At 41.2% G+C, this 26925-nt stretch carries 1 protein-coding gene; it reads right to left on the bottom strand.

Annotation, left to right across the window (positions count from 1 at the left end):
• Positions 1-54: 54 nt before the first annotated feature.
• On the bottom strand, positions 55-26913 hold the full coding sequence (locus R1T42_RS00025; RefSeq protein ID WP_317290811.1) for a gliding motility-associated C-terminal domain-containing protein: 26859 nt from the start codon (positions 26911-26913) through the stop codon (positions 55-57).
• Between the last annotated feature and the right edge of the window lie 12 nt (positions 26914-26925).

Genomic DNA, 26925 nt, shown 5'->3' with positions numbered 1-26925 from the left:
TATGTTATAAATAATTGAACTCACCTATTGAAATATCGGTGAGTTCAATAACATTTATCGATTAATATATAGATATCCAGCTAATTGCTTCGTCTCATTCTGGTCATTGATGTATTCAATAACGTAGAAGTAAGTCCCTTCTGGAAGCGCATCTCCTTGAGAGACCGTTACTCTACCTTCTGAGATACCTCTAAATACGCGGTTAGCATTGTTATAATTATCAACATTATAAACTTCTACACCCCAACGATTAAAGATACTTACATTATTATCAAAGTTCTCAATTCCTTGAATAAGGAAGAAATCATTTTGCATATCTCCATCTGGTGTAACAGCGTTATAAATATTAATACCTCTAGGGTCTTCATCTAAATAATCAGGTATACCATCGTTATCATTATCCTCATCTATAACATCTGATCCAGTAACAATCATATCGTTATCATCATCTGTATCTCGATAATCAACGTCGTCCATTCCATCAGTATTGTTTAAGTCTGTGAATGGACCTGTACCAATGATTAAACCATTAGGATCCTCATAACCTCCTAAATCACCGTCAAAAGCATCATCTAATCCATCCATATCAGCATCGATACCTGAAGGAGTAATGTCTGGGAAACCATCATTATCAAAATCGAACCCTTCAGTGCTATCAGGTACACCGTCATTATCAGAATCATCATCTAGATAATCAGGATTATCTGTACCGTCTGTATTTACTGGAGTAATACCTTCTCCAGCACCTGGAGTAGATTCATAAGCATCATCTAAACCATTACCATCTGCGTCAATTCCGCTAGGTGGAATATAATCATCTGTCGTTTGTGCTTCTACATTATCTGGTATACCATCATTATCTGAGTCTTGGTCAAACCAATCAGGAATACCGTCTCCATCAGAATCACCGCCACCTTCTAATACATCTAAGATACCATCGTTATCATCATCAATATCATCAACATCTGGTATACCATCACCATCATTGTCTGCTAGTAGCATATAACCATCACTTATCGTAGTAGTAGTTGCACCTACACTTACTACTACAAACGCTTCTGGATCAGAACCTACAGTTGTTAAGTCATATCCATCTGGTAGTGAGTCTTCATCTACATCTACTGTATAATTCCCTGCTGGAACTGTTACTATCCAATTACCTAATGCATCAACAGTTGTAATAGTCACATTACCAAATTCATCAGTTAATTCAACAACAGTTCCTGCTGGGAATAACATATCTACTAATGGATCATAAACCCCATCACCATCAACATCTTCATAAACAAATCCTGTAATATCTCCACTACCCTGATAACCATCATCTACGGTAGTCGTTGTAGCACCAGCTACAACAGTAACCATTGATTCTGGATTAGAACCGGTAGTCGTCAATGTATAACCTGCTGGCAGAGTTGCTTCAATAACTTCAATAGTATAGTCTCCTACTGGAACAGTCGCTGTCCAATTTCCTGCTGCATCAACAGTTGTAGTAAACACCGTACCTGATCCATCTGTTAGTTCTACTAACGTACCTGCTGGGAATAGCATATCTACCATTGGATCATACATGCCATCACCATCAAAATCGATATATACAAATCCTGTCACGTTACCTGGAGTAGCTAACGGTGTGATCGTTGGATCATTCGTCGTATCACCATCCATGTCGTTATCCTCATCGGCTGGATTATCACTATCGGACGTATCTGCTACTGGTCCGTTTGGACTTGTTGCATCTGTTGTCGCAGTATTCTCTACTTCTCCATTATCGATATCCATTTGAGTGATTGTATACATTCCTGTGAATGTTCCCATCTCGCCTGGTAATAAAGTATCTGGTGTTGTTGCTTGAGCTACAACTCCTAATAAAGCATCGCTTACGGTTACGCCTGTCAAGGTCGTCGTTCCTGTGTTGGTCGCTGTTAAGGTATAGGTAATCATATCTCCTACACTTACAACTCCATCTCCATTGGTATCTGCATAAACACCGCCTTTAACTAACTCGATAGCATCGTTTGGTGTTAACGGTGTGATCGTTGGATCATTCGTCGTATCACCATCCATGTCGTTATCCTCATCGGCTGGATTATCACTATCTGACGTATCGCTTACTGGTCCGTTTGGACTCGTTGCATCTGTTGTCGCAGTATTCTCTACTTCTCCATTATCAATATCCATTTGAGTGATCGTATACATTCCTGTGAATGTTCCCATCTCGCCTGGTAATAAGGTATCTGGTGTTGTTGCCTGAGCTACAACTCCTAATAAAGCATCGCTTACGGTTACACCTGTCAAGGTCGTCGTTCCTGTGTTGGTCGCTGTTAAGGTATAGGTAATCATATCTCCTACACTTACAACTCCATCTCCATTGGTATCTGCATAAACACCGCCTTTAACTAACTCGATAGCATCGTTTGGTGTTAACGGTGTGATCGTTGGATCATTCGTCGTATCACCATCCATATCGTTATCCTCATCAGCTGGGTTATCACTATCGGACGTATCTGCTACTGGTCCGTTTGGACTCGTTGCATCTGTTGTCGCAGTATTCTCAACTTCTCCATTATCGATATCCATTTGAGTGATCGTATACATTCCTGTGAATGTTCCCATCTCGCCTGGTAATAAAGTATCTGGTGTTGTTGCCTGAGCTACAACTCCTAATAAAGCATCGCTTACGGTTACGCCTGTCAAGGTAGTCGTTCCTGTGTTGGTCGCTGTTAAGGTATAGGTAATCATATCTCCTACACTTACAACTCCATCACCATTGGTATCTGTATAAACACCACCTTTAACTAACTCGATAGCATCGTTTGGTGTTAACGGTGTGATCGTTGGATCATTCGTCGTATCACCATCCATATCGTTATCCTCATCAGCTGGGTTATCACTATCGGACGTATCTGCTACTGGTCCGTTTGGACTCGTTGCATCTGTTGTCGCAGTATTCTCAACTTCTCCATTATCGATATCCATTTGAGTGATCGTATACATTCCTGTGAATGTTCCCATCTCGCCTGGTAATAAAGTATCTGGTGTTGTTGCCTGAGCTACAACTCCTAATAAAGCATCGCTTACGGTTACGCCTGTCAAGGTCGTCGTTCCTGTGTTGGTCGCTGTTAAGGTATAGGTAATCATATCTCCTACACTTACAACTCCATCACCATTGGTATCTGCATAAACACCACCTTTAACTAACTCGATAGCATCGTTTGGTGTTAACGGTGTGATCGTTGGATCATTCGTCGTATCACCATCCATATCGTTATCCTCATCAGCTGGGTTATCACTATCGGACGTATCTGCTACTGGTCCGTTTGGACTCGTTGCATCTGTTGTCGCAGTATTCTCAACTTCTCCATTATCGATATCCATTTGAGTGATTGTATACATTCCTGTGAATGTTCCCATCTCGCCTGGTAATAAAGTATCTGGTGTTGTTGCCTGAGCTACAACTCCTAATAAAGCATCGCTTACGGTTACACCTGTCAAGGTCGTCGTTCCTGTGTTGGTCGCTGTTAAGGTATAGGTAATCATATCACCTACACTTACAACTCCATCACCATTGGTATCTGTATAAACACCACCTTTAACTAACTCGATAGCATCGTTTGGTGTTAACGGTGTGATCGTTGGATCATTCGTCGTATCACCATCCATATCGTTATCCTCATCGGCTGGGTTATCACTATCGGACGTATCTGCTACTGGTCCGTTTGGACTCGTTGCATCTGTTGTCGCAGTATTCTCAACTTCTCCATTATCGATATCCATTTGAGTGATTGTATACATTCCTGTGAATGTTCCCATCTCGCCTGGTAATAAAGTATCTGGTGTTGTTGCTTGAGCTACAACTCCTAATAAAGCATCGCTTACGGTTACGCCTGTCAAGGTCGTCGTTCCTGTGTTGGTCGCTGTTAAGGTATAGGTAATCATATCACCTACGCTTACAACTCCATCACCATTGGTATCTGCATAAACACCGCCTTTAACTAACTCGATAGCATCGTTTGGTGTTAACGGTGTGATCGTTGGATCATTCGTCGTATCACCATCCATATCGTTATCCTCATCGGCTGGATTATCACTATCGGACGTATCTGCTACTGGTCCGTTTGGACTCGTTGCATCTGTTGTCGCAGTATTCTCAACTTCTCCATTATCAATATCCATTTGAGTGATCGTATACATTCCTGTGAATGTTCCCATCTCGCCTGGTAATAAGGTATCTGGTGTTGTTGCTTGAGCTACAACTCCTAATAAAGCATCGCTTACGGTTACGCCTGTCAAGGTCGTCGTTCCTGTGTTGGTCGCTGTTAAGGTATAGGTAATCATATCTCCTACACTTACAACTCCATCTCCATTGGTATCTGCATAAACACCGCCTTTAACTAACTCGATAGCATCGTTTGGTGTTAACGGTGTGATCGTTGGATCATTCGTCGTATCACCATCCATATCGTTATCCTCATCGGCTGGATTATCACTATCGGACGTATCTGCTACTGGTCCGTTTGGACTCGTTGCATCTGTTGTCGCAGTATTCTCTACTTCTCCATTATCGATATCCATTTGAGTGATCGTATACATTCCTGTGAATGTTCCCATCTCGCCTGGTAATAAAGTATCTGGTGTTGTTGCTTGAGCTACAACTCCTAATAAAGCATCGCTTACGGTTACACCTGTCAAGGTCGTCGTTCCTGTGTTGGTCGCTGTTAAGGTATAGGTAATCATATCTCCTACACTTACAACTCCATCTCCATTGGTATCTGCATAAACACCGCCTTTAACTAACTCGATAGCATCGTTTGGTGTTAACGGTGTGATCGTTGGATCATTCGTCGTATCACCATCCATATCGTTATCCTCATCGGCTGGATTATCACTATCTGACGTATCGCTTACCGGTCCGTTTGGACTTGTTGCATCTGTTGTCGCAGTATTCTCAACTTCTCCATTATCGATATCCATTTGAGTGATCGTATACATTCCTGTGAATGTTCCCATCTCGCCTGGTAATAAAGTATCTGGTGTTGTTGCTTGAGCTACAACTCCTAATAAAGCATCGCTTACGGTTACACCTGTCAAGGTCGTCGTTCCTGTGTTGGTCGCTGTTAAGGTATAGGTAATCATATCTCCTACACTTACAACTCCATCTCCATTGGTATCTGCATAAACACCGCCTTTAACTAACTCGATAGCATCGTTTGGTGTTAACGGTGTGATCGTTGGATCATTCGTCGTATCACCATCCATGTCGTTATCCTCATCGGCTGGATTATCACTATCGGACGTATCTGCTACTGGTCCGTTTGGACTTGTTGCATCTGTTGTCGCAGTATTCTCTACTTCTCCATTATCAATATCCATTTGAGTGATCGTATACATTCCTGTGAATGTTCCCATCTCGCCTGGTAATAAGGTATCTGGTGTTGTTGCTTGAGCTACAACTCCTAATAAAGCATCGCTTACGGTTACGCCTGTCAAGGTCGTCGTTCCTGTGTTGGTCGCTGTTAAGGTATAGGTAATCATATCTCCTACACTTACAACTCCATCTCCATTGGTATCTGCATAAACACCGCCTTTAACTAACTCGATAGCATCGTTTGGTGTTAACGGTGTGATCGTTGGATCATTCGTCGTATCACCATCCATATCGTTATCCTCATCGGCTGGATTATCACTATCGGACGTATCGCTTACTGGTCCGTTTGGACTCGTTGCATCTGTTGTCGCAGTATTCTCTACTTCTCCATTATCGATATCCATTTGAGTGATCGTATACATTCCTGTGAATGTTCCCATCTCGCCTGGTAATAAAGTATCTGGTGTTGTTGCCTGAGCTACAACTCCTAATAAAGCATCGCTTACGGTTACGCCTGTCAAGGTCGTCGTTCCTGTGTTGGTCGCTGTTAAGGTATAGGTAATCATATCTCCTACACTTACAACTCCATCTCCATTGGTATCTGCATAAACACCGCCTTTAACTAACTCGATAGCATCGTTTGGTGTTAACGGTGTGATCGTTGGATCATTCGTCGTATCACCATCCATATCGTTATCCTCATCGGCTGGGTTATCACTATCTGACGTATCTGCTACTGGTCCGTTTGGACTCGTTGCATCTGTTGTCGCAGTATTCTCTACTTCTCCATTATCAATATCCATTTGAGTGATCGTATACATTCCTGTGAATGTTCCCATCTCGCCTGGTAATAAAGTATCTGGTGTTGTTGCTTGAGCTACAACTCCTAATAAAGCATCGCTTACGGTTACACCTGTCAAGGTCGTCGTTCCTGTGTTGGTCGCTGTTAAGGTATAGGTAATCATATCTCCTACACTTACAACTCCATCTCCATTGGTATCTGCATAAACACCGCCTTTAACTAACTCGATAGCATCGTTTGGTGTTAACGGTGTGATCGTTGGATCATTCGTCGTATCACCATCCATATCGTTATCCTCATCGGCTGGGTTATCACTATCGGACGTATCGCTTACTGGTCCGTTTGGACTCGTTGCATCTGTTGTCGCAGTATTCTCTACTTCTCCATTATCGATATCCATTTGAGTGATTGTATACATTCCTGTGAATGTTCCCATCTCGCCTGGTAATAAGGTATCTGGTGTTGTTGCCTGAGCTACAACTCCTAATAAAGCATCGCTTACGGTTACACCTGTCAAGGTCGTCGTTCCTGTGTTGGTCGCTGTTAAGGTATAGGTAATCATATCTCCTACACTTACAACTCCATCTCCATTGGTATCTGCATAAACACCACCTTTAACTAACTCGATAGCATCGTTTGGTGTTAACGGTGTGATCGTTGGATCATTCGTCGTATCACCATCCATATCGTTATCCTCATCAGCTGGATTATCACTATCTGACGTATCTGCTACTGGTCCGTTTGGACTCGTTGCATCTGTTGTCGCAGTATTCTCTACTTCTCCATTATCGATATCCATTTGAGTGATCGTATACATTCCTGTGAATGTTCCCATCTCGCCTGGTAATAAGGTATCTGGTGTTGTTGCCTGAGCTACAACTCCTAATAAAGCATCGCTTACGGTTACACCTGTCAAGGTCGTCGTTCCTGTGTTGGTCGCTGTTAAGGTATAGGTAATCATATCTCCTACACTAATAACTCCATCACCATTGGTATCTGTATAAACACCACCTTTAACTAACTCGATAGCATCGTTTGGTGTTAACGGTGTGATCGTTGGATCATTCGTCGTATCACCATCCATATCGTTATCCTCATCAGCTGGGTTATCACTATCTGACGTATCTGCTACTGGTCCGTTTGGACTCGTTGCATCTGTTGTCGCAGTATTCTCAACTTCTCCATTATCGATATCCATTTGAGTGATTGTATACATTCCTGTGAATGTTCCCATCTCGCCTGGTAATAAAGTATCTGGTGTTGTTGCCTGAGCTACAACTCCTAATAAAGCATCGCTTACGGTTACACCTGTCAAGGTCGTCGTTCCTGTGTTGGTCGCTGTTAAGGTATATGTGATCATATCACCTACACTTACAACTCCATCACCATTGGTATCTGCATAAACACCACCTTTAACTAACTCGATAGCATCGTTTGGTGTTAACGGTGTGATCGTTGGATCATTCGTCGTATCACCATCCATATCGTTATCCTCATCAGCTGGATTATCACTATCTGACGTATCTGCTACTGGTCCGTTTGGACTCGTTGCATCTGTTGTCGCAGTATTCTCTACTTCTCCATTATCGATATCCATTTGAGTGATCGTATACATTCCTGTGAATGTTCCCATCTCGCCTGGTAATAAAGTATCTGGTGTTGTTGCCTGAGCTACAACTCCTAATAAAGCATCGCTTACGGTTACGCCTGTCAAGGTCGTCGTTCCTGTGTTGGTCGCTGTTAAGGTATAGGTAATCATATCTCCTACACTTACAACTCCATCACCATTGGTATCTGCATAAACACCACCTTTAACTAACTCGATAGCATCGTTTGGTGTTAACGGTGTGATCGTTGGATCATTCGTCGTATCACCATCCATATCGTTATCCTCATCAGCTGGGTTATCACTATCGGACGTATCTGCTACTGGTCCGTTTGGACTCGTTGCATCTGTTGTCGCAGTATTCTCAACTTCTCCATTATCGATATCCATTTGAGTGATTGTATACATTCCTGTGAATGTTCCCATCTCGCCTGGTAATAAAGTATCTGGTGTTGTTGCCTGAGCTACAACTCCTAATAAAGCATCGCTTACGGTTACACCTGTCAAGGTCGTCGTTCCTGTGTTGGTCGCTGTTAAGGTATAGGTAATCATATCACCTACACTTACAACTCCATCACCATTGGTATCTGTATAAACACCACCTTTAACTAACTCGATAGCATCGTTTGGTGTTAACGGTGTGATCGTTGGATCATTCGTCGTATCACCATCCATATCGTTATCCTCATCGGCTGGGTTATCACTATCGGACGTATCTGCTACTGGTCCGTTTGGACTCGTTGCATCTGTTGTCGCAGTATTCTCTACTTCTCCATTATCAATATCCATTTGAGTGATCGTATACATTCCTGTGAATGTTCCCATCTCGCCTGGTAATAAGGTATCTGGTGTTGTTGCTTGAGCTACAACTCCTAATAAAGCATCGCTTACGGTTACGCCTGTCAAGGTCGTCGTTCCTGTGTTGGTCGCTGTTAAGGTATAGGTAATCATATCTCCTACACTTACAACTCCATCTCCATTGGTATCTGCATAAACACCGCCTTTAACTAACTCGATAGCATCGTTTGGTGTTAACGGTGTGATCGTTGGATCATTCGTCGTATCACCATCCATATCGTTATCCTCATCGGCTGGATTATCACTATCGGACGTATCGCTTACTGGTCCGTTTGGACTCGTTGCATCTGTTGTCGCAGTATTCTCTACTTCTCCATTATCAATATCCATTTGAGTGATCGTATACATTCCTGTGAATGTTCCCATCTCGCCTGGTAATAAGGTATCTGGTGTTGTTGCTTGAGCTACAACTCCTAATAAAGCATCGCTTACGGTTACGCCTGTCAAGGTCGTCGTTCCTGTGTTGGTCGCTGTTAAGGTATAGGTAATCATATCTCCTACACTTACAACTCCATCTCCATTGGTATCTGCATAAACACCGCCTTTAACTAACTCGATAGCATCGTTTGGTGTTAACGGTGTGATCGTTGGATCATTCGTCGTATCACCATCCATATCGTTATCCTCATCGGCTGGGTTATCACTATCTGACGTATCTGCTACTGGTCCGTTTGGACTCGTTGCATCTGTTGTCGCAGTATTCTCTACTTCTCCATTATCAATATCCATTTGAGTGATCGTATACATTCCTGTGAATGTTCCCATCTCGCCTGGTAATAAGGTATCTGGTGTTGTTGCTTGAGCTACAACTCCTAATAAAGCATCGCTTACGGTTACACCTGTCAAGGTCGTCGTTCCTGTGTTGGTCGCTGTTAAGGTATAGGTAATCATATCTCCTACACTTACAACTCCATCTCCATTGGTATCTGCATAAACACCGCCTTTAACTAACTCGATAGCATCGTTTGGTGTTAACGGTGTGATCGTTGGATCATTCGTCGTATCACCATCCATGTCGTTATCCTCATCGGCTGGGTTATCACTATCGGACGTATCTGCTACTGGTCCGTTTGGACTCGTTGCATCTGTTGTCGCAGTATTCTCAACTTCTCCATTATCGATATCCATTTGAGTGATCGTATACATTCCTGTGAATGTTCCCATCTCGCCTGGTAATAAAGTATCTGGTGTTGTTGCTTGAGCTACAACTCCTAATAAAGCATCGCTTACGGTTACACCTGTCAAGGTCGTCGTTCCTGTGTTGGTCGCTGTTAAGGTATAGGTAATCATATCACCTACACTAATAACTCCATCTCCATTGGTATCTGCATAAACACCGCCTTTAACTAACTCGATAGCATCGTTTGGTGTTAACGGTGTGATCGTTGGATCATTCGTCGTATCACCATCCATATCGTTATCCTCATCGGCTGGATTATCACTATCGGACGTATCGCTTACTGGTCCGTTTGGACTCGTTGCATCTGTTGTCGCAGTATTCTCAACTTCTCCATTATCAATATCCATTTGAGTGATCGTATACATTCCTGTGAATGTTCCCATCTCGCCTGGTAATAAAGTATCTGGTGTTGTTGCCTGAGCTACAACTCCTAATAAAGCATCGCTTACGGTTACACCTGTCAAGGTCGTCGTTCCTGTGTTGGTCGCTGTTAAGGTATAGGTAATCATATCACCTACACTAATAACTCCATCTCCATTGGTATCTGCATAAACACCGCCTTTAACTAACTCGATAGCATCGTTTGGTGTTAACGGTGTGATCGTTGGATCATTCGTCGTATCACCATCCATATCGTTATCCTCATCGGCTGGATTATCACTATCGGACGTATCGCTTACTGGTCCGTTTGGACTCGTTGCATCTGTTGTCGCAGTATTCTCTACTTCTCCATTATCAATATCCATTTGAGTGATCGTATACATTCCTGTGAATGTTCCCATCTCGCCTGGTAATAAAGTATCTGGTGTTGTTGCCTGAGCTACAACTCCTAATAAAGCATCGCTTACGGTTACGCCTGTCAAGGTCGTCGTTCCTGTGTTGGTCGCTGTTAAGGTATAGGTAATCATATCTCCTACACTTACAACTCCATCTCCATTGGTATCTGCATAAACACCGCCTTTAACTAACTCGATAGCATCTAATAACACTTCAATATCTAACATACTACTATCTACATCTGTTGGGTCATTGTTATCTACAATATCATAACCGATGGTTGGTACTGGTCCATTATAGTTTGGTGCTGGATCGAACTCAAAGGTTCCATCTGCATTTACTGTAATATCTCCGATTGGATCGCCTGCTGCATCTGTCAATGGTGTTGCTACTCCTAATGGTAACACTGTTGCTGTTCCATCGCCATTTGCATCTACCGTTGCGCCGGTGATTGTATGACTAGAACTATCCGCATCTGTTAAGTTATCAAACAAGTCGCCTGTTAACGTTACATCTTCTGCTGTTGTTAAGTTTTCATCTAAATCATCAATGTCATCGGTAACTGGTGTTACCGTGATATCTAACATACTACTATCTACATCTGTTGGGTCATTGTTATCTACAATATCATAACCGACGGTTGGTACTGGTCCATTATAGTTTGGTGCTGGATCGAACTCAAAGGTTCCATCTGCATTTACTGTAATATCTCCGATTGGATCGCCTGCTGCATCTGTCAATGGTGTTGCTACTCCTAATGGTAACACTGTTGCTGTTCCATCGCCATTTGCATCTACCGTTGCGCCGGTGATTGTATGACTAGAACTATCCGCATCTGTTAAGTTATCAAACAAGTCGCCTGTTAACGTTACATCTTCTGCTGTTGTTAAGTTTTCATCTAAATCATCAATGTCATCGGTAACTGGTGTTACCGTGATATCTAACATACTACTATCTACATCTGTTGGGTCATTGTTATCTACAATATCATAACCGATGGTTGGTACTGGTCCATTATAGTTTGGTGCTGGATCGAACTCAAAGGTTCCATCTGCATTTACTGTAATATCTCCGATTGGATCGCCTGCTGCATCTGTCAATGGTGTTGCTACTCCTAATGGTAACACTGTTGCTGTTCCATCGCCATTTGCATCTACCGTTGCGCCGGTGATTGTATGACTAGAACTATCCGCATCTGTTAAGTTATCAAACAAGTCGCCTGTTAACGTTACATCTTCTGCTGTTGTTAAGTTTTCATCTAAATCATCAATGTCATCGGTAACTGGTGTTACCGTGATATCTAACATACTACTATCTACATCTGTTGGGTCATTGTTATCTACAATATCATAACCGATGGTTGGTACTGGTCCATTATAGTTTGGTGCTGGATCGAACTCAAAGGTTCCATCTGCATTTACTGTAATATCTCCGATTGGATCGCCTGCTGCATCTGTCAATGGTGTTGCTACTCCTAATGGTAACACTGTTGCTGTTCCATCGCCATTTGCATCTACCGTTGCGCCGGTGATTGTATGACTAGAACTATCCGCATCTGTTAAGTTATCAAACAAGTCGCCTGTTAACGTTACATCTTCTGCTGTTGTTAAGTTTTCATCTAAATCATCAATGTCATCGGTAACTGGTGTTACCGTGATATCTAACATACTACTATCTACATCTGTTGGGTCATTGTTATCTACAATATCATAACCGATGGTTGGTACTGGTCCATTATAGTTTGGTGCTGGATCGAACTCAAAGGTTCCATCTGCATTTACTGTAATATCTCCGATTGGATCGCCTGCTGCATCTGTCAATGGTGTTGCTACTCCTAATGGTAACACTGTTGCTGTTCCATCGCCATTTGCATCTACCGTTGCGCCGGTGATTGTATGACTAGAACTATCCGCATCTGTTAAGTTATCAAACAAGTCGCCTGTTAACGTTACATCTTCTGCTGTTGTTAAGTTTTCATCTAAATCATCAATGTCATCGGTAACTGGTGTTACCGTGATATCTAACATACTACTATCTACATCTGTTGGGTCATTGTTATCTACAATATCATAACCGACGGTTGGTACTGGTCCATTATAGTTTGGTGCTGGATCGAACTCAAAGGTTCCATCTGCATTTACTGTAATATCTCCGATTGGATCGCCTGCTGCATCTGTCAATGGTGTTGCTACTCCTAATGGTAACACTGTTGCTGTTCCATCGCCATTTGCATCTACCGTTGCGCCGGTGATTGTATGACTAGAACTATCCGCATCTGTTAAGTTATCAAACAAGTCGCCTGTTAACGTTACATCTTCTGCTGTTGTTAAGTTTTCATCTAAATCATCAATGTCATCGGTAACTGGTGTTACCGTGATATCTAACATACTACTATCTACATCTGTTGGGTCATTGTTATCTACAATATCATAACCGATGGTTGGTACTGGTCCATTATAGTTTGGTGCTGGATCGAACTCAAAGGTTCCATCTGCATTTACTGTAATATCTCCGATTGGATCGCCTGCTGCATCTGTCAATGGTGTTGCTACTCCTAATGGTAACACTGTTGCTGTTCCATCGCCATTTGCATCTACCGTTGCGCCGGTGATTGTATGACTAGAACTATCCGCATCTGTTAAGTTATCAAACAAGTCGCCTGTTAACGTTACATCTTCTGCTGTTGTTAAGTTTTCATCTAAATCATCAATGTCATCGGTAACTGGTGTTACCGTGATATCTAACATACTACTATCTACATCTGTTGGGTCATTGTTATCTACAATATCATAACCGATGGTTGGTACTGGTCCATTATAGTTTGGTGCTGGATCGAACTCAAAGGTTCCATCTGCATTTACTGTAATATCTCCGATTGGATCGCCTGCTGCATCTGTCAATGGTGTTGCTACTCCTAATGGTAACACTGTTGCTGTTCCATCGCCATTTGCATCTACCGTTGCGCCGGTGATTGTATGACTAGAACTATCCGCATCTGTTAAGTTATCAAACAAGTCGCCTGTTAACGTTACATCTTCTGCTGTTGTTAAGTTTTCATCTAAATCATCAATGTCATCGGTAACTGGTGTTACCGTGATATCTAACATACTACTATCTACATCTGTTGGGTCATTGTTATCTACAATATCATAACCGATGGTTGGTACTGGTCCATTATAGTTTGGTGCTGGATCGAACTCAAAGGTTCCATCTGCATTTACTGTAATATCTCCGATTGGATCGCCTGCTGCATCTGTCAATGGTGTTGCTACTCCTAATGGTAACACTGTTGCTGTTCCATCGCCATTTGCATCTACCGTTGCGCCGGTGATTGTATGACTAGAACTATCCGCATCTGTTAAGTTATCAAACAAGTCGCCTGTTAACGTTACATCTTCTGCTGTTGTTAAGTTTTCATCTAAATCATCAATGTCATCGGTAACTGGTGTTACCGTGATATCTAACATACTACTATCTACATCTGTTGGGTCATTGTTATCTACAATATCATAACCGACGGTTGGTACTGGTCCATTATAGTTTGGTGCTGGATCGAACTCAAAGGTTCCATCTGCATTTACTGTAATATCTCCGATTGGATCGCCTGCTGCATCTGTCAATGGTGTTGCTACTCCTAATGGTAACACTGTTGCTGTTCCATCGCCATTTGCATCTACCGTTGCGCCGGTGATTGTATGACTAGAACTATCCGCATCTGTTAAGTTATCAAACAAGTCGCCTGTTAACGTTACATCTTCTGCTGTTGTTAAGTTTTCATCTAAATCATCAATGTCATCGGTAACTGGTGTTACCGTGATATCTAACATACTACTATCTACATCTGTTGGGTCATTGTTATCTACAATATCATAACCGACGGTTGGTACTGGTCCATTATAGTTTGGTGCTGGATCGAACTCAAAGGTTCCATCTGCATTTACTGTAATATCTCCGATTGGATCGCCTGCTGCATCTGTCAATGGTGTTGCTACTCCTAATGGTAACACTGTTGCTGTTCCATCGCCATTTGCATCTACCGTTGCGCCGGTGATTGTATGACTAGAACTATCCGCATCTGTTAAGTTATCAAACAAGTCGCCTGTTAACGTTACATCTTCTGCTGTTGTTAAGTTTTCATCTAAATCATCAATGTCATCGGTAACTGGTGTTACCGTGATATCTAACATACTACTATCTACATCTGTTGGGTCATTGTTATCTACAATATCATAACCGATGGTTGGTACTGGTCCATTATAGTTTGGTGCTGGATCGAACTCAAAGGTTCCATCTGCATTTACTGTAATATCTCCGATTGGATCGCCTGCTGCATCTGTCAATGGTGTTGCTACTCCTAATGGTAACACTGTTGCTGTTCCATCGCCATTTGCATCTACCGTTGCGCCGGTGATTGTATGACTAGAACTATCCGCATCTGTTAAGTTATCAAACAAGTCGCCTGTTAACGTTACATCTTCTGCTGTTGTTAAGTTTTCATCTAAATCATCAATGTCATCGGTAACTGGTGTTACCGTGATATCTAACATACTACTATCTACATCTGTTGGGTCATTGTTATCTACAATATCATAACCGATGGTTGGTACTGGTCCATTATAGTTTGGTGCTGGATCGAACTCAAAGGTTCCATCTGCATTTACTGTAATATCTCCGATTGGATCGCCTGCTGCATCTGTCAATGGTGTTGCTACTCCTAATGGTAACACTGTTGCTGTTCCATCGCCATTTGCATCTACCGTTGCGCCGGTGATTGTATGACTAGAACTATCCGCATCTGTTAAGTTATCAAACAAGTCGCCTGTTAACGTTACATCTTCTGCTGTTGTTAAGTTTTCATCTAAATCATCAATGTCATCGGTAACTGGTGTTACCGTGATATCTAACATACTACTATCTACATCTGTTGGGTCATTGTTATCTACAATATCATAACCGATGGTTGGTACTGGTCCATTATAGTTTGGTGCTGGATCGAACTCAAAGGTTCCATCTGCATTTACTGTAATATCTCCGATTGGATCGCCTGCTGCATCTGTCAATGGTGTTGCTACTCCTAATGGTAACACTGTTGCTGTTCCATCGCCATTTGCATCTACCGTTGCGCCGGTGATTGTATGACTAGAACTATCCGCATCTGTTAAGTTATCAAACAAGTCGCCTGTTAACGTTACATCTTCTGCTGTTGTTAAGTTTTCATCTAAATCATCAATGTCATCGGTAACTGGTGTTACCGTGATATCTAACATACTACTATCTACATCTGTTGGGTCATTGTTATCTACAATATCATAACCGATGGTTGGTACTGGTCCATTATAGTTTGGTGCTGGATCGAACTCAAAGGTTCCATCTGCATTTACTGTAATATCTCCGATTGGATCGCCTGCTGCATCTGTCAATGGTGTTGCTACTCCTAATGGTAACACTGTTGCTGTTCCATCGCCATTTGCATCTACCGTTGCGCCGGTGATTGTATGACTAGAACTATCCGCATCTGTTAAGTTATCAAACAAGTCGCCTGTTAACGTTACATCTTCTGCTGTTGTTAAGTTTTCATCTAAATCATCAATGTCATCGGTAACTGGTGTTACCGTGATATCTAACATACTACTATCTACATCTGTTGGGTCATTGTTATCTACAATATCATAACCGATGGTTGGTACTGGTCCATTATAGTTTGGTGCTGGATCGAACTCAAAGGTTCCATCTGCATTTACTGTAATATCTCCGATTGGATCGCCTGCTGCATCTGTCAATGGTGTTGCTACTCCTAATGGTAACACTGTTGCTGTTCCATTGCCATTTGCATCTACCGTTGCGCCGGTGATTGTATGACTAGAACTATCCGCATCTGTTAAGTTATCAAACAAGTCGCCTGTTAACGTTACATCTTCTGCTGTTGTTAAGTTTTCATCTAAATCATCAATGTCATCGGTAACTGGTGTTACCGTGATATCTAACATACTACTATCTACATCTGTTGGGTCATTGTTATCTACAATATCATAACCGATGGTTGGTACTGGTCCATTATAGTTTGGTGCTGGATCGAACTCAAAGGTTCCATCTGCATTTACTGTAATATCTCCGATTGGATCGCCTGCTGCATCTGTCAATGGTGTTGCTACTCCTAATGGTAACACTGTTGCTGTTCCATCGCCATTTGCATCTACCGTTGCGCCGGTGATTGTATGACTAGAACTATCCGCATCTGTTAAGTTATCAAACAAGTCGCCTGTTAACGTTACATCTTCTGCTGTTGTTAAGTTTTCATCTAAATCATCAATGTCATCGGTAACTGGTGTTACCGTGATATCTAACATACTACTATCTACATCTGTTGGGTCATTGTTATCTACAATATCATAACCGATGGTTGGTACTGGTCCATTATAGTTTGGTGCTGGATCGAACTCAAAGGTTCCATCTGCATTTACTGTAATATCTCCGATTGGATCGCCTGCTGCATCTGTCAATGGTGTTGCTACTCCTAATGGTAACACTGTTGCTGTTCCATCGCCATTTGCATCTACCGTTGCGCCGGTGATTGTATGACTAGAACTATCCGCATCTGTTAAGTTATCAAACAAGTCGCCTGTTAACGTTACATCTTCTGCTGTTGTTAAGTTTTCATCTAAATCATCAATGTCATCGGTAACTGGTGTTACCGTGATATCTAACATACTACTATCTACATCTGTTGGGTCATTGTTATCTACAATATCATAACCGATGGTTGGTACTGGTCCATTATAGTTTGGTGCTGGATCGAACTCAAAGGTTCCATCTGCATTTACTGTAATATCTCCGATTGGATCGCCTGCTGCATCTGTCAATGGTGTTGCTACTCCTAATGGTAACACTGTTGCTGTTCCATCGCCATTTGCATCTACCGTTGCGCCGGTGATTGTATGACTAGAACTATCCGCATCTGTTAAGTTATCAAACAAGTCGCCTGTTAACGTTACATCTTCTGCTGTTGTTAAGTTTTCATCTAAATCATCAATGTCATCGGTAACTGGTGTTACCGTGATATCTAACATACTACTATCTACATCTGTTGGGTCATTGTTATCTACAATATCATAACCGACGGTTGGTACTGGTCCATTATAGTTTGGTGCTGGATCGAACTCAAAGGTTCCATCTGCATTTACTGTAATATCTCCGATTGGATCGCCTGCTGCATCTGTCAATGGTGTTGCTACTCCTAATGGTAACACTGTTGCTGTTCCATCGCCATTTGCATCTACCGTTGCGCCGGTGATTGTATGACTAGAACTATCCGCATCTGTTAAGTTATCAAACAAGTCGCCTGTTAACGTTACATCTTCTGCTGTTGTTAAGTTTTCATCTAAATCATCAATGTCATCGGTAACTGGTGTTACCGTGATATCTAACATACTACTATCTACATCTGTTGGGTCATTGTTATCTACAATATCATAACCGATGGTTGGTACTGGTCCATTATAGTTTGGTGCTGGATCGAACTCAAAGGTTCCATCTGCATTTACTGTAATATCTCCGATTGGATCGCCTGCTGCATCTGTCAATGGTGTTGCTACTCCTAATGGTAACACTGTTGCTGTTCCATCGCCATTTGCATCTACCGTTGCGCCGGTGATTGTATGACTAGAACTATCCGCATCTGTTAAGTTATCAAACAAGTCGCCTGTTAACGTTACATCTTCTGCTGTTGTTAAGTTTTCATCTAAATCATCAATGTCATCGGTAACTGGTGTTACCGTGATATCTAACATACTACTATCTACATCTGTTGGGTCATTGTTATCTACAATATCATAACCGATGGTTGGTACTGGTCCATTATAGTTTGGTGCTGGATCGAACTCAAAGGTTCCATCTGCATTTACTGTAATATCTCCGATTGGATCGCCTGCTGCATCTGTCAATGGTGTTGCTACTCCTAATGGTAACACTGTTGCTGTTCCATCGCCATTTGCATCTACCGTTGCGCCGGTGATTGTATGACTAGAACTATCCGCATCTGTTAAGTTATCAAACAAGTCGCCTGTTAACGTTACATCTTCTGCTGTTGTTAAGTTTTCATCTAAATCATCAATGTCATCGGTAACTGGTGTTACCGTGATATCTAACATACTACTATCTACATCTGTTGGGTCATTGTTATCTACAATATCATAACCGACGGTTGGTACTGGTCCATTATAGTTTGGTGCTGGATCGAACTCAAAGGTTCCATCTGCATTTACTGTAATATCTCCGATTGGATCGCCTGCTGCATCTGTCAATGGTGTTGCTACTCCTAATGGTAACACTGTTGCTGTTCCATCGCCATTTGCATCTACCGTTGCGCCGGTGATTGTATGACTAGAACTATCCGCATCTGTTAAGTTATCAAACAAGTCGCCTGTTAACGTTACATCTTCTGCTGTTGTTAAGTTTTCATCTAAATCATCAATGTCATCGGTAACTGGTGTTACCGTGATATCTAACATACTACTATCTACATCTGTTGGGTCATTGTTATCTACAATATCATAACCGATGGTTGGTACTGGTCCATTATAGTTTGGTGCTGGATCGAACTCAAAGGTTCCATCTGCATTTACTGTAATATCTCCGATTGGATCGCCTGCTGCATCTGTCAATGGTGTTGCTACTCCTAATGGTAACACTGTTGCTGTTCCATTGCCATTTGCATCTACCGTTGCGCCGGTGATTGTATGACTAGAACTATCCGCATCTGTTAAGTTATCAAACAAGTCGCCTGTTAACGTTACATCTTCTGCTGTTGTTAAGTTTTCATCTAAATCATCAATGTCATCGGTAACTGGTGTTACCGTGATATCTAACATACTACTATCTACATCTGTTGGGTCATTGTTATCTACAATATCATAACCGATGGTTGGTACTGGTCCATTATAGTTTGGTGCTGGATCGAACTCAAAGGTTCCATCTGCATTTACTGTAATATCTCCGATTGGATCGCCTGCTGCATCTGTCAATGGTGTTGCTACTCCTAATGGTAACACTGTTGCTGTTCCATCGCCATTTGCATCTACCGTTGCGCCGGTGATTGTATGACTAGAACTATCCGCATCTGTTAAGTTATCAAACAAGTCGCCTGTTAACGTTACATCTTCTGCTGTTGTTAAGTTTTCATCTAAATCATCAATGTCATCGGTAACTGGTGTTACCGTGATATCTAACATACTACTATCTACATCTGTTGGGTCATTGTTATCTACAATATCATAACCGACGGTTGGTACTGGTCCATTATAGTTTGGTGCTGGATCGAACTCAAAGGTTCCATCTGCATTTACTGTAATATCTCCGATTGGATCGCCTGCTGCATCTGTCAATGGTGTTGCTACTCCTAATGGTAACACTGTTGCTGTTCCATCGCCATTTGCATCTACCGTTGCGCCGGTGATTGTATGACTAGAACTATCCGCATCTGTTAAGTTATCAAACAAGTCGCCTGTTAACGTTACATCTTCTGCTGTTGTTAAGTTTTCATCTAAATCATCAATGTCATCGGTAACTGGTGTTACCGTGATATCTAACATACTACTATCTACATCTATTGGGTCATTGTTATCTACAATATCATAACCGATGGTTGGTACTGGTCCATTATAGTTTGGTGCTGGATCGAACTCAAAGGTTCCATCTGCATTTACTGTAATATCTCCGATTGGATCGCCTGCTGCATCTGTCAATGGTGTTGCTACTCCTAATGGTAACACTGTTGCTGTTCCATCGCCATTTGCATCTACCGTTGCGCCGGTGATTGTATGACTAGAACTATCCGCATCTGTTAAGTTATCAAACAAGTCGCCTGTTAACGTTACATCTTCTGCTGTTGTTAAGTTTTCATCTAAATCATCAATGTCATCGGTAACTGGTGTTACCGTGATATCTAACATACTACTATCTACATCTGTTGGGTCATTGTTATCTACAATATCATAACCGACGGTTGGTACTGGTCCATTATAGTTTGGTGCTGGATCGAACTCAAAGGTTCCATCTGCATTTACTGTAATATCTCCGATTGGATCGCCTGCTGCATCTGTCAATGGTGTTGCTACTCCTAATGGTAACACTGTTGCTGTTCCATCGCCATTTGCATCTACCGTTGCGCCGGTGATTGTATGACTAGAACTATCCGCATCTGTTAAGTTATCAAACAAGTCGCCTGTTAACGTTACATCTTCTGCTGTTGTTAAGTTTTCATCTAAATCATCAATGTCATCGGTAACTGGTGTTACCGTGATATCTAACATACTACTATCTACATCTGTTGGGTCATTGTTATCTACAATATCATAACCGACGGTTGGTACTGGTCCATTATAGTTTGGTGCTGGATCGAACTCAAAGGTTCCATCTGCATTTACTGTAATATCTCCGATTGGATCGCCTGCTGCATCTGTCAATGGTGTTGCTACTCCTAATGGTAACACTGTTGCTGTTCCATCGCCATTTGCATCTACCGTTGCGCCGGTGATTGTATGACTAGAACTATCCGCATCTGTTAAGTTATCAAACAAGTCGCCTGTTAACGTTACATCTTCTGCTGTTGTTAAGTTTTCATCTAAATCATCAATGTCATCGGTAACTGGTGTTACCGTGATATCTAACATACTACTATCTACATCTGTTGGGTCATTGTTATCTACAATATCATAACCGACGGTTGGTACTGGTCCATTATAGTTTGGTGCTGGATCGAACTCAAAGGTTCCATCTGCATTTACTGTAATATCTCCGATTGGATCGCCTGCTGCATCTGTCAATGGTGTTGCTACTCCTAATGGTAACACTGTTGCTGTTCCATCGCCATTTGCATCTACCGTTGCGCCGGTGATTGTATGACTAGAACTATCCGCATCTGTTAAGTTATCAAACAAGTCGCCTGTTAACGTTACATCTTCTGCTGTTGTTAAGTTTTCATCTAAATCATCAATGTCATCGGTAACTGGTGTTACCGTGATATCTAACATACTACTATCTACATCTGTTGGGTCATTGTTATCTACAATATCATAACCGACGGTTGGTACTGGTCCATTATAGTTTGGTGCTGGATCGAACTCAAAGGTTCCATCTGCATTTACTGTAATATCTCCGATTGGATCGCCTGCTGCATCTGTCAATGGTGTTGCTACTCCTAATGGTAACACTGTTGCTGTTCCATCGCCATTTGCATCTACCGTTGCGCCGGTGATTGTATGACTAGAACTATCCGCATCTGTTAAGTTATCAAACAAGTCGCCTGTTAACGTTACATCTTCTACTGTTGTTAAGTTTTCATCTAAATCATCAATGTCATCGGTAACTGGTGTTACCGTGATATCTAACATACTACTATCTACATCTGTTGGGTCATTGTTATCTACAATATCATAACCGACGGTTGGTACTGGTCCATTATAGTTTGGTGCTGGATCGAACTCAAAGGTTCCATCTGCATTTACTGTAATATCTCCGATTGGATCGCCTGCTGCATCTGTCAATGGTGTTGCTACTCCTAATGGTAACACTGTTGCTGTTCCATCGCCATTTGCATCTACCGTTGCGCCGGTGATTGTATGACTAGAACTATCCGCATCTGTTAAGTTATCAAACAAGTCGCCTGTTAACGTTACATCTTCTGCTGTTGTTAAGTTTTCATCTAAATCATCAATGTCATCGGTAACTGGTGTTACCGTGATATCTAACATACTACTATCTACATCTGTTGGGTCATTGTTATCTACAATATCATAACCGATGGTTGGTACTGGTCCATTATAGTTTGGTGCTGGATCGAACTCAAAGGTTCCATCTGCATTTACTGTAATATCTCCGATTGGATCGCCTGCTGCATCTGTCAATGGTGTTGCTACTCCTAATGGTAACACTGTTGCTGTTCCATCGCCATTTGCATCTACCGTTGCGCCGGTGATTGTATGACTAGAACTATCCGCATCTGTTAAGTTATCAAACAAGTCGCCTGTTAACGTTACATCTTCTGCTGTTGTTAAGTTTTCATCTAAATCATCAATGTCATCGGTAACTGGTGTTACCGTGATATCTAACATACTACTATCTACATCTGTTGGGTCATTGTTATCTACAATATCATAACCGACGGTTGGTACTGGTCCATTATAGTTTGGTGCTGGATCGAACTCAAAGGTTCCATCTGCATTTACTGTAATATCTCCGATTGGATCGCCTGCTGCATCTGTCAATGGTGTTGCTACTCCTAATGGTAACACTGTTGCTGTTCCATCGCCATTTGCATCTACCGTTGCGCCGGTGATTGTATGACTAGAACTATCCGCATCTGTTAAGTTATCAAACAAGTCGCCTGTTAACGTTACATCTTCTGCTGTTGTTAAGTTTTCATCTAAATCATCAATGTCATCGGTAACTGGTGTTACCGTGATATCTAACATACTACTATCTACATCTGTTGGGTCATTGTTATCTACAATATCATAACCGACGGTTGGTACTGGTCCATTATAGTTTGGTGCTGGATCGAACTCAAAGGTTCCATCTGCATTTACTGTAATATCTCCGATTGGATCGCCTGCTGCATCTGTCAATGGTGTTGCTACTCCTAATGGTAACACTGTTGCTGTTCCATCGCCATTTGCATCTACCGTTGCGCCGGTGATTGTATGACTAGAACTATCCGCATCTGTTAAGTTATCAAACAAGTCGCCTGTTAACGTTACATCTTCTGCTGTTGTTAAGTTTTCATCCTTATCGTCAATACAGGAAGCTGTTATAACTACATCTACTGTATCTGCTTCTAACGAACAAACACCTGTCCCTGTCACCGTATAAGTATATGTTCCTACTGCTGCGATAGGAAAAGTCACCACATTACTATTTGAATCAGTCCAAGACCCACCGGCATCTGCATCTGTTAAGTTTGCTAATAAACCTGCTTCACTCACACTATTTGTTGAACAGATATTAATCGTTCCATTACTTATTCCCGCTTCTGGCGCTGATGCGAAATTGATAACAACACCTACTGTATCTGTTTCTAACGAACAAACACCTGTCCCTGTTACCGTATAAGTATATGTCCCTGCTGTTGTGATTGGAAAACTTACGGCTATATTACCTAAATCTGTCCAAGCTCCGCCTGCATCTTCTCCTGTGATATTTAATAACAAATCTGCTTCACTTACACTATCTGTTGAACAAACTGTAATCGCTCCATTACTTATTCCCGCTTCTGGCGCTGATGCGAAATTGATAACAACATCTACTGTATCTGTTTCTAACGAACAAACACCTGTCCCTGTTACCGTATAAGTATATGTCCCTGCTGTTGTGATTGGAAAACTTACGGCTGTATTACCTGAATCTGTCCAAGCTCCGCCTGCGTCTTCTCCTGTGATATTTAATAACAAATCTGCTTCACTTACACTATCTGTTGAGCAAACTGTAATCGCGTTTGAACTTGTTCCTGCTTCTAATGAAGGACAAATAATCAATTCAGCCTCATCACTTTCTAATCCACAAGCATTATCAGTATGAGAAATAAACAATTTAAAAATATAACCATTCACATAATAAGCACTTCCACTTGCAATTGTAAGATCCTCAGTAGTCGCTATTGCCGCTGGCTCAAAACTCACACCACCATCTATACTAACAAACCATTCATAATTTGTTCCTGTTGTAATTACTGTTGTAGTACCTGTTTCAACAACTGAAGTTGTCACATCAAAAATAGCAGCCGTACCATTACCCACCGGTTGATCAGTTGGTTGAACTATAAAAGCTAAATCAATACCAACTTGAGAACTCCCTATAGCTTGCCCCTGATTGCCATCAACATCTGAAACACCTCCATTATTAACTAAAACAGGAACACCATCTCCATCAACACCTCCTAATATCCTGCCTTCACTATCTAAATCACTTAACTGTACATTATCACCACCTTCTAGTGCATCAAAACAACCATCTCCATCTCCATCCGTATTCAGACAAGCTGCATCTCCTGCATTTAAAATCGAAGAAAAAGACACATCGTCAATTCTAATATCATTTCCAGAACAAGTAGATAAATTATTTCTTATTGATATCTTCACATCTCCTGATGTGGATCCTGAATTCCAAACATAAGTAACTGTCTGCCACTCATCAGACCCATTACTTCCTCCAGTTAACCTTGATAATTCAGTGGTACTTTTAACACTAGAATCTAATAAAAATGATAAAGAAATAAAACCTAGACTATTATCCTCTTCAACAACCATTACTTCAACAGAGAAAAAATATTCTGTATTCGGAGTAACACCCACCACTGTTTGACTCCAATATTCTTGATTAACCGCAGTACTAGGATCTATATACAATGAATTATTTGGACTAGCTGCACTAGCTGTGGTATTATCTGTATTTAATTCATACAACATACCAGCTACAGAACACCCACCTCCTGTAGCCGTTGTTGTATCATTATAAATATTATCACCAGTTTGATTTGCATCTGTTATTAATATTGAACCATTTGACTCTCCACCTGTATACTCATAGTAAGTATCACAACCTCCATTTCTACTTGAAAAAGGAGAGACGGCTACCCAACCTTGAGTACTACAACTACCACTAGTATCTAACGGATTAGTCCCCGCACAATTACCATCTGCACAACCTCTACCTCTATTAAAATCAGATGTCCAATAACGATACCCATCAGAAAAATCACCATTCAATATTAAATTTGCACCTAAGATTAAATTAGACTCATTACACTCATCTACATCTAATATACCATCATTATCATCATCTAAATCACAAACATCAGAAATACCATCACCATCTGTATCTAGATTCCCTGATAATAACGGATCACAAGGATCAACTGCTTCTTCTACTGTTATTGTTATTGTAGCTGTATCTACGGAATCAACAGCTGCATTATCTGTCATTTCATAATCAAAAGCCGTAACACCAGTAAAACCTACATCAGGAATAAAAGTGATAACACCACTTGCATCTATACTTATCAAACCATTCGGAACAGCAAATACCTGAGCGTTCCCTGTTAATGCAATTCCATTTATAGAGAGTACACTTAAATCAACAGCTCCATTTGCTCCTCCATCACCATCATTATCATTACTTAAAGGTGTTATTTCAACATTTACATCTTCTTCAGTTTGATAAGAGTCATTTACAGCTACAGGAAACACATTTGGTGACCCATCTAAATTCACACAATTCTCTACAATATCTTGAGCAAAACAAGTACCTCCTCCATTGGGAGATGTACAACCCTCAAAAGAAACCTCAGGAGCTACAGTATTTACATTTTGAAAAATCCTTATATCACCATTCTGAGTTTGTCCAGCTGTACCATTACTATTAGAAAAATCCACGCGTCCGATAATAGAACCAGACTCAATTGTATTATCATTAGAAGAAGTTATATCAAAATAACCTGTTTTATTCTCAGTTACCCTTGGACCCTCTATTATTCCTCCACCACCTTGGATACCTTGATTTGTTAAAAAGTACCCTTCATTATATATCCTTCCAGTTGATAATGAAACTTTCTGATTAGATGTAACTAAAACTTGAGAGAAATTTTCTAAATTACCGTTCGCACCAACATCTAAAGCCCCACCTGTAATATTAATAATGTTTGTATTAATAATGGTCCCAGAATTCATATTCAGAGAACTATTAGAATTAATAACGCCACAATTCGTAACCAAAGTAGATGGACTTATTTGAAAATTATTATTAACAGTTAAAACCCCTTGATTCCTAATCTCACTTGCACCTGTTGCAGACGCATTTAACTGGCTACCCACATCGACAACACCCTCATTATCGAAGGTATACTGAGACCCTGGACCAAAATTCAATGATTGATTAACATCTAAAACACCTGTTCCCTTAATCGTTAGAGTATTGACATCTCCATTTATTGAAAAAGTATTGGTGACATTTAAACTTGCCCCATCTCCAATTGTAAGATTCAAATTCCCTTCTATTGATGGATTACCTCCAGTTAGATTTAAATCTCCAAAAACGTTCCATGTCGTATTAGTTCCTGAATTACTAGTAATATTTCCTTGTATCGTTAAACTTGCATTATCAGGAATACATATAACAGATCCACTCGCAAAAGTCACCTGACTGTTTTGATTAATATTGACATCACCTTGAATACATGTAACACCACTTGGAAATGTGTAACTAGTATTTACCACATTAGAGCCAAGTGTACTTGAACAAGTATCACACTGGGCATTAGCTTGAAAACTAACCAAGAGTAAGAAAAG

Source organism: Nonlabens ulvanivorans (assembly GCF_032922765.1).
Lineage (GTDB): Bacteria > Bacteroidota > Bacteroidia > Flavobacteriales > Flavobacteriaceae > Nonlabens > Nonlabens ulvanivorans.
Note: the sequence above shows the minus strand (reverse complement) of the source record. Positions and strands in the feature narration are given on the sequence as shown.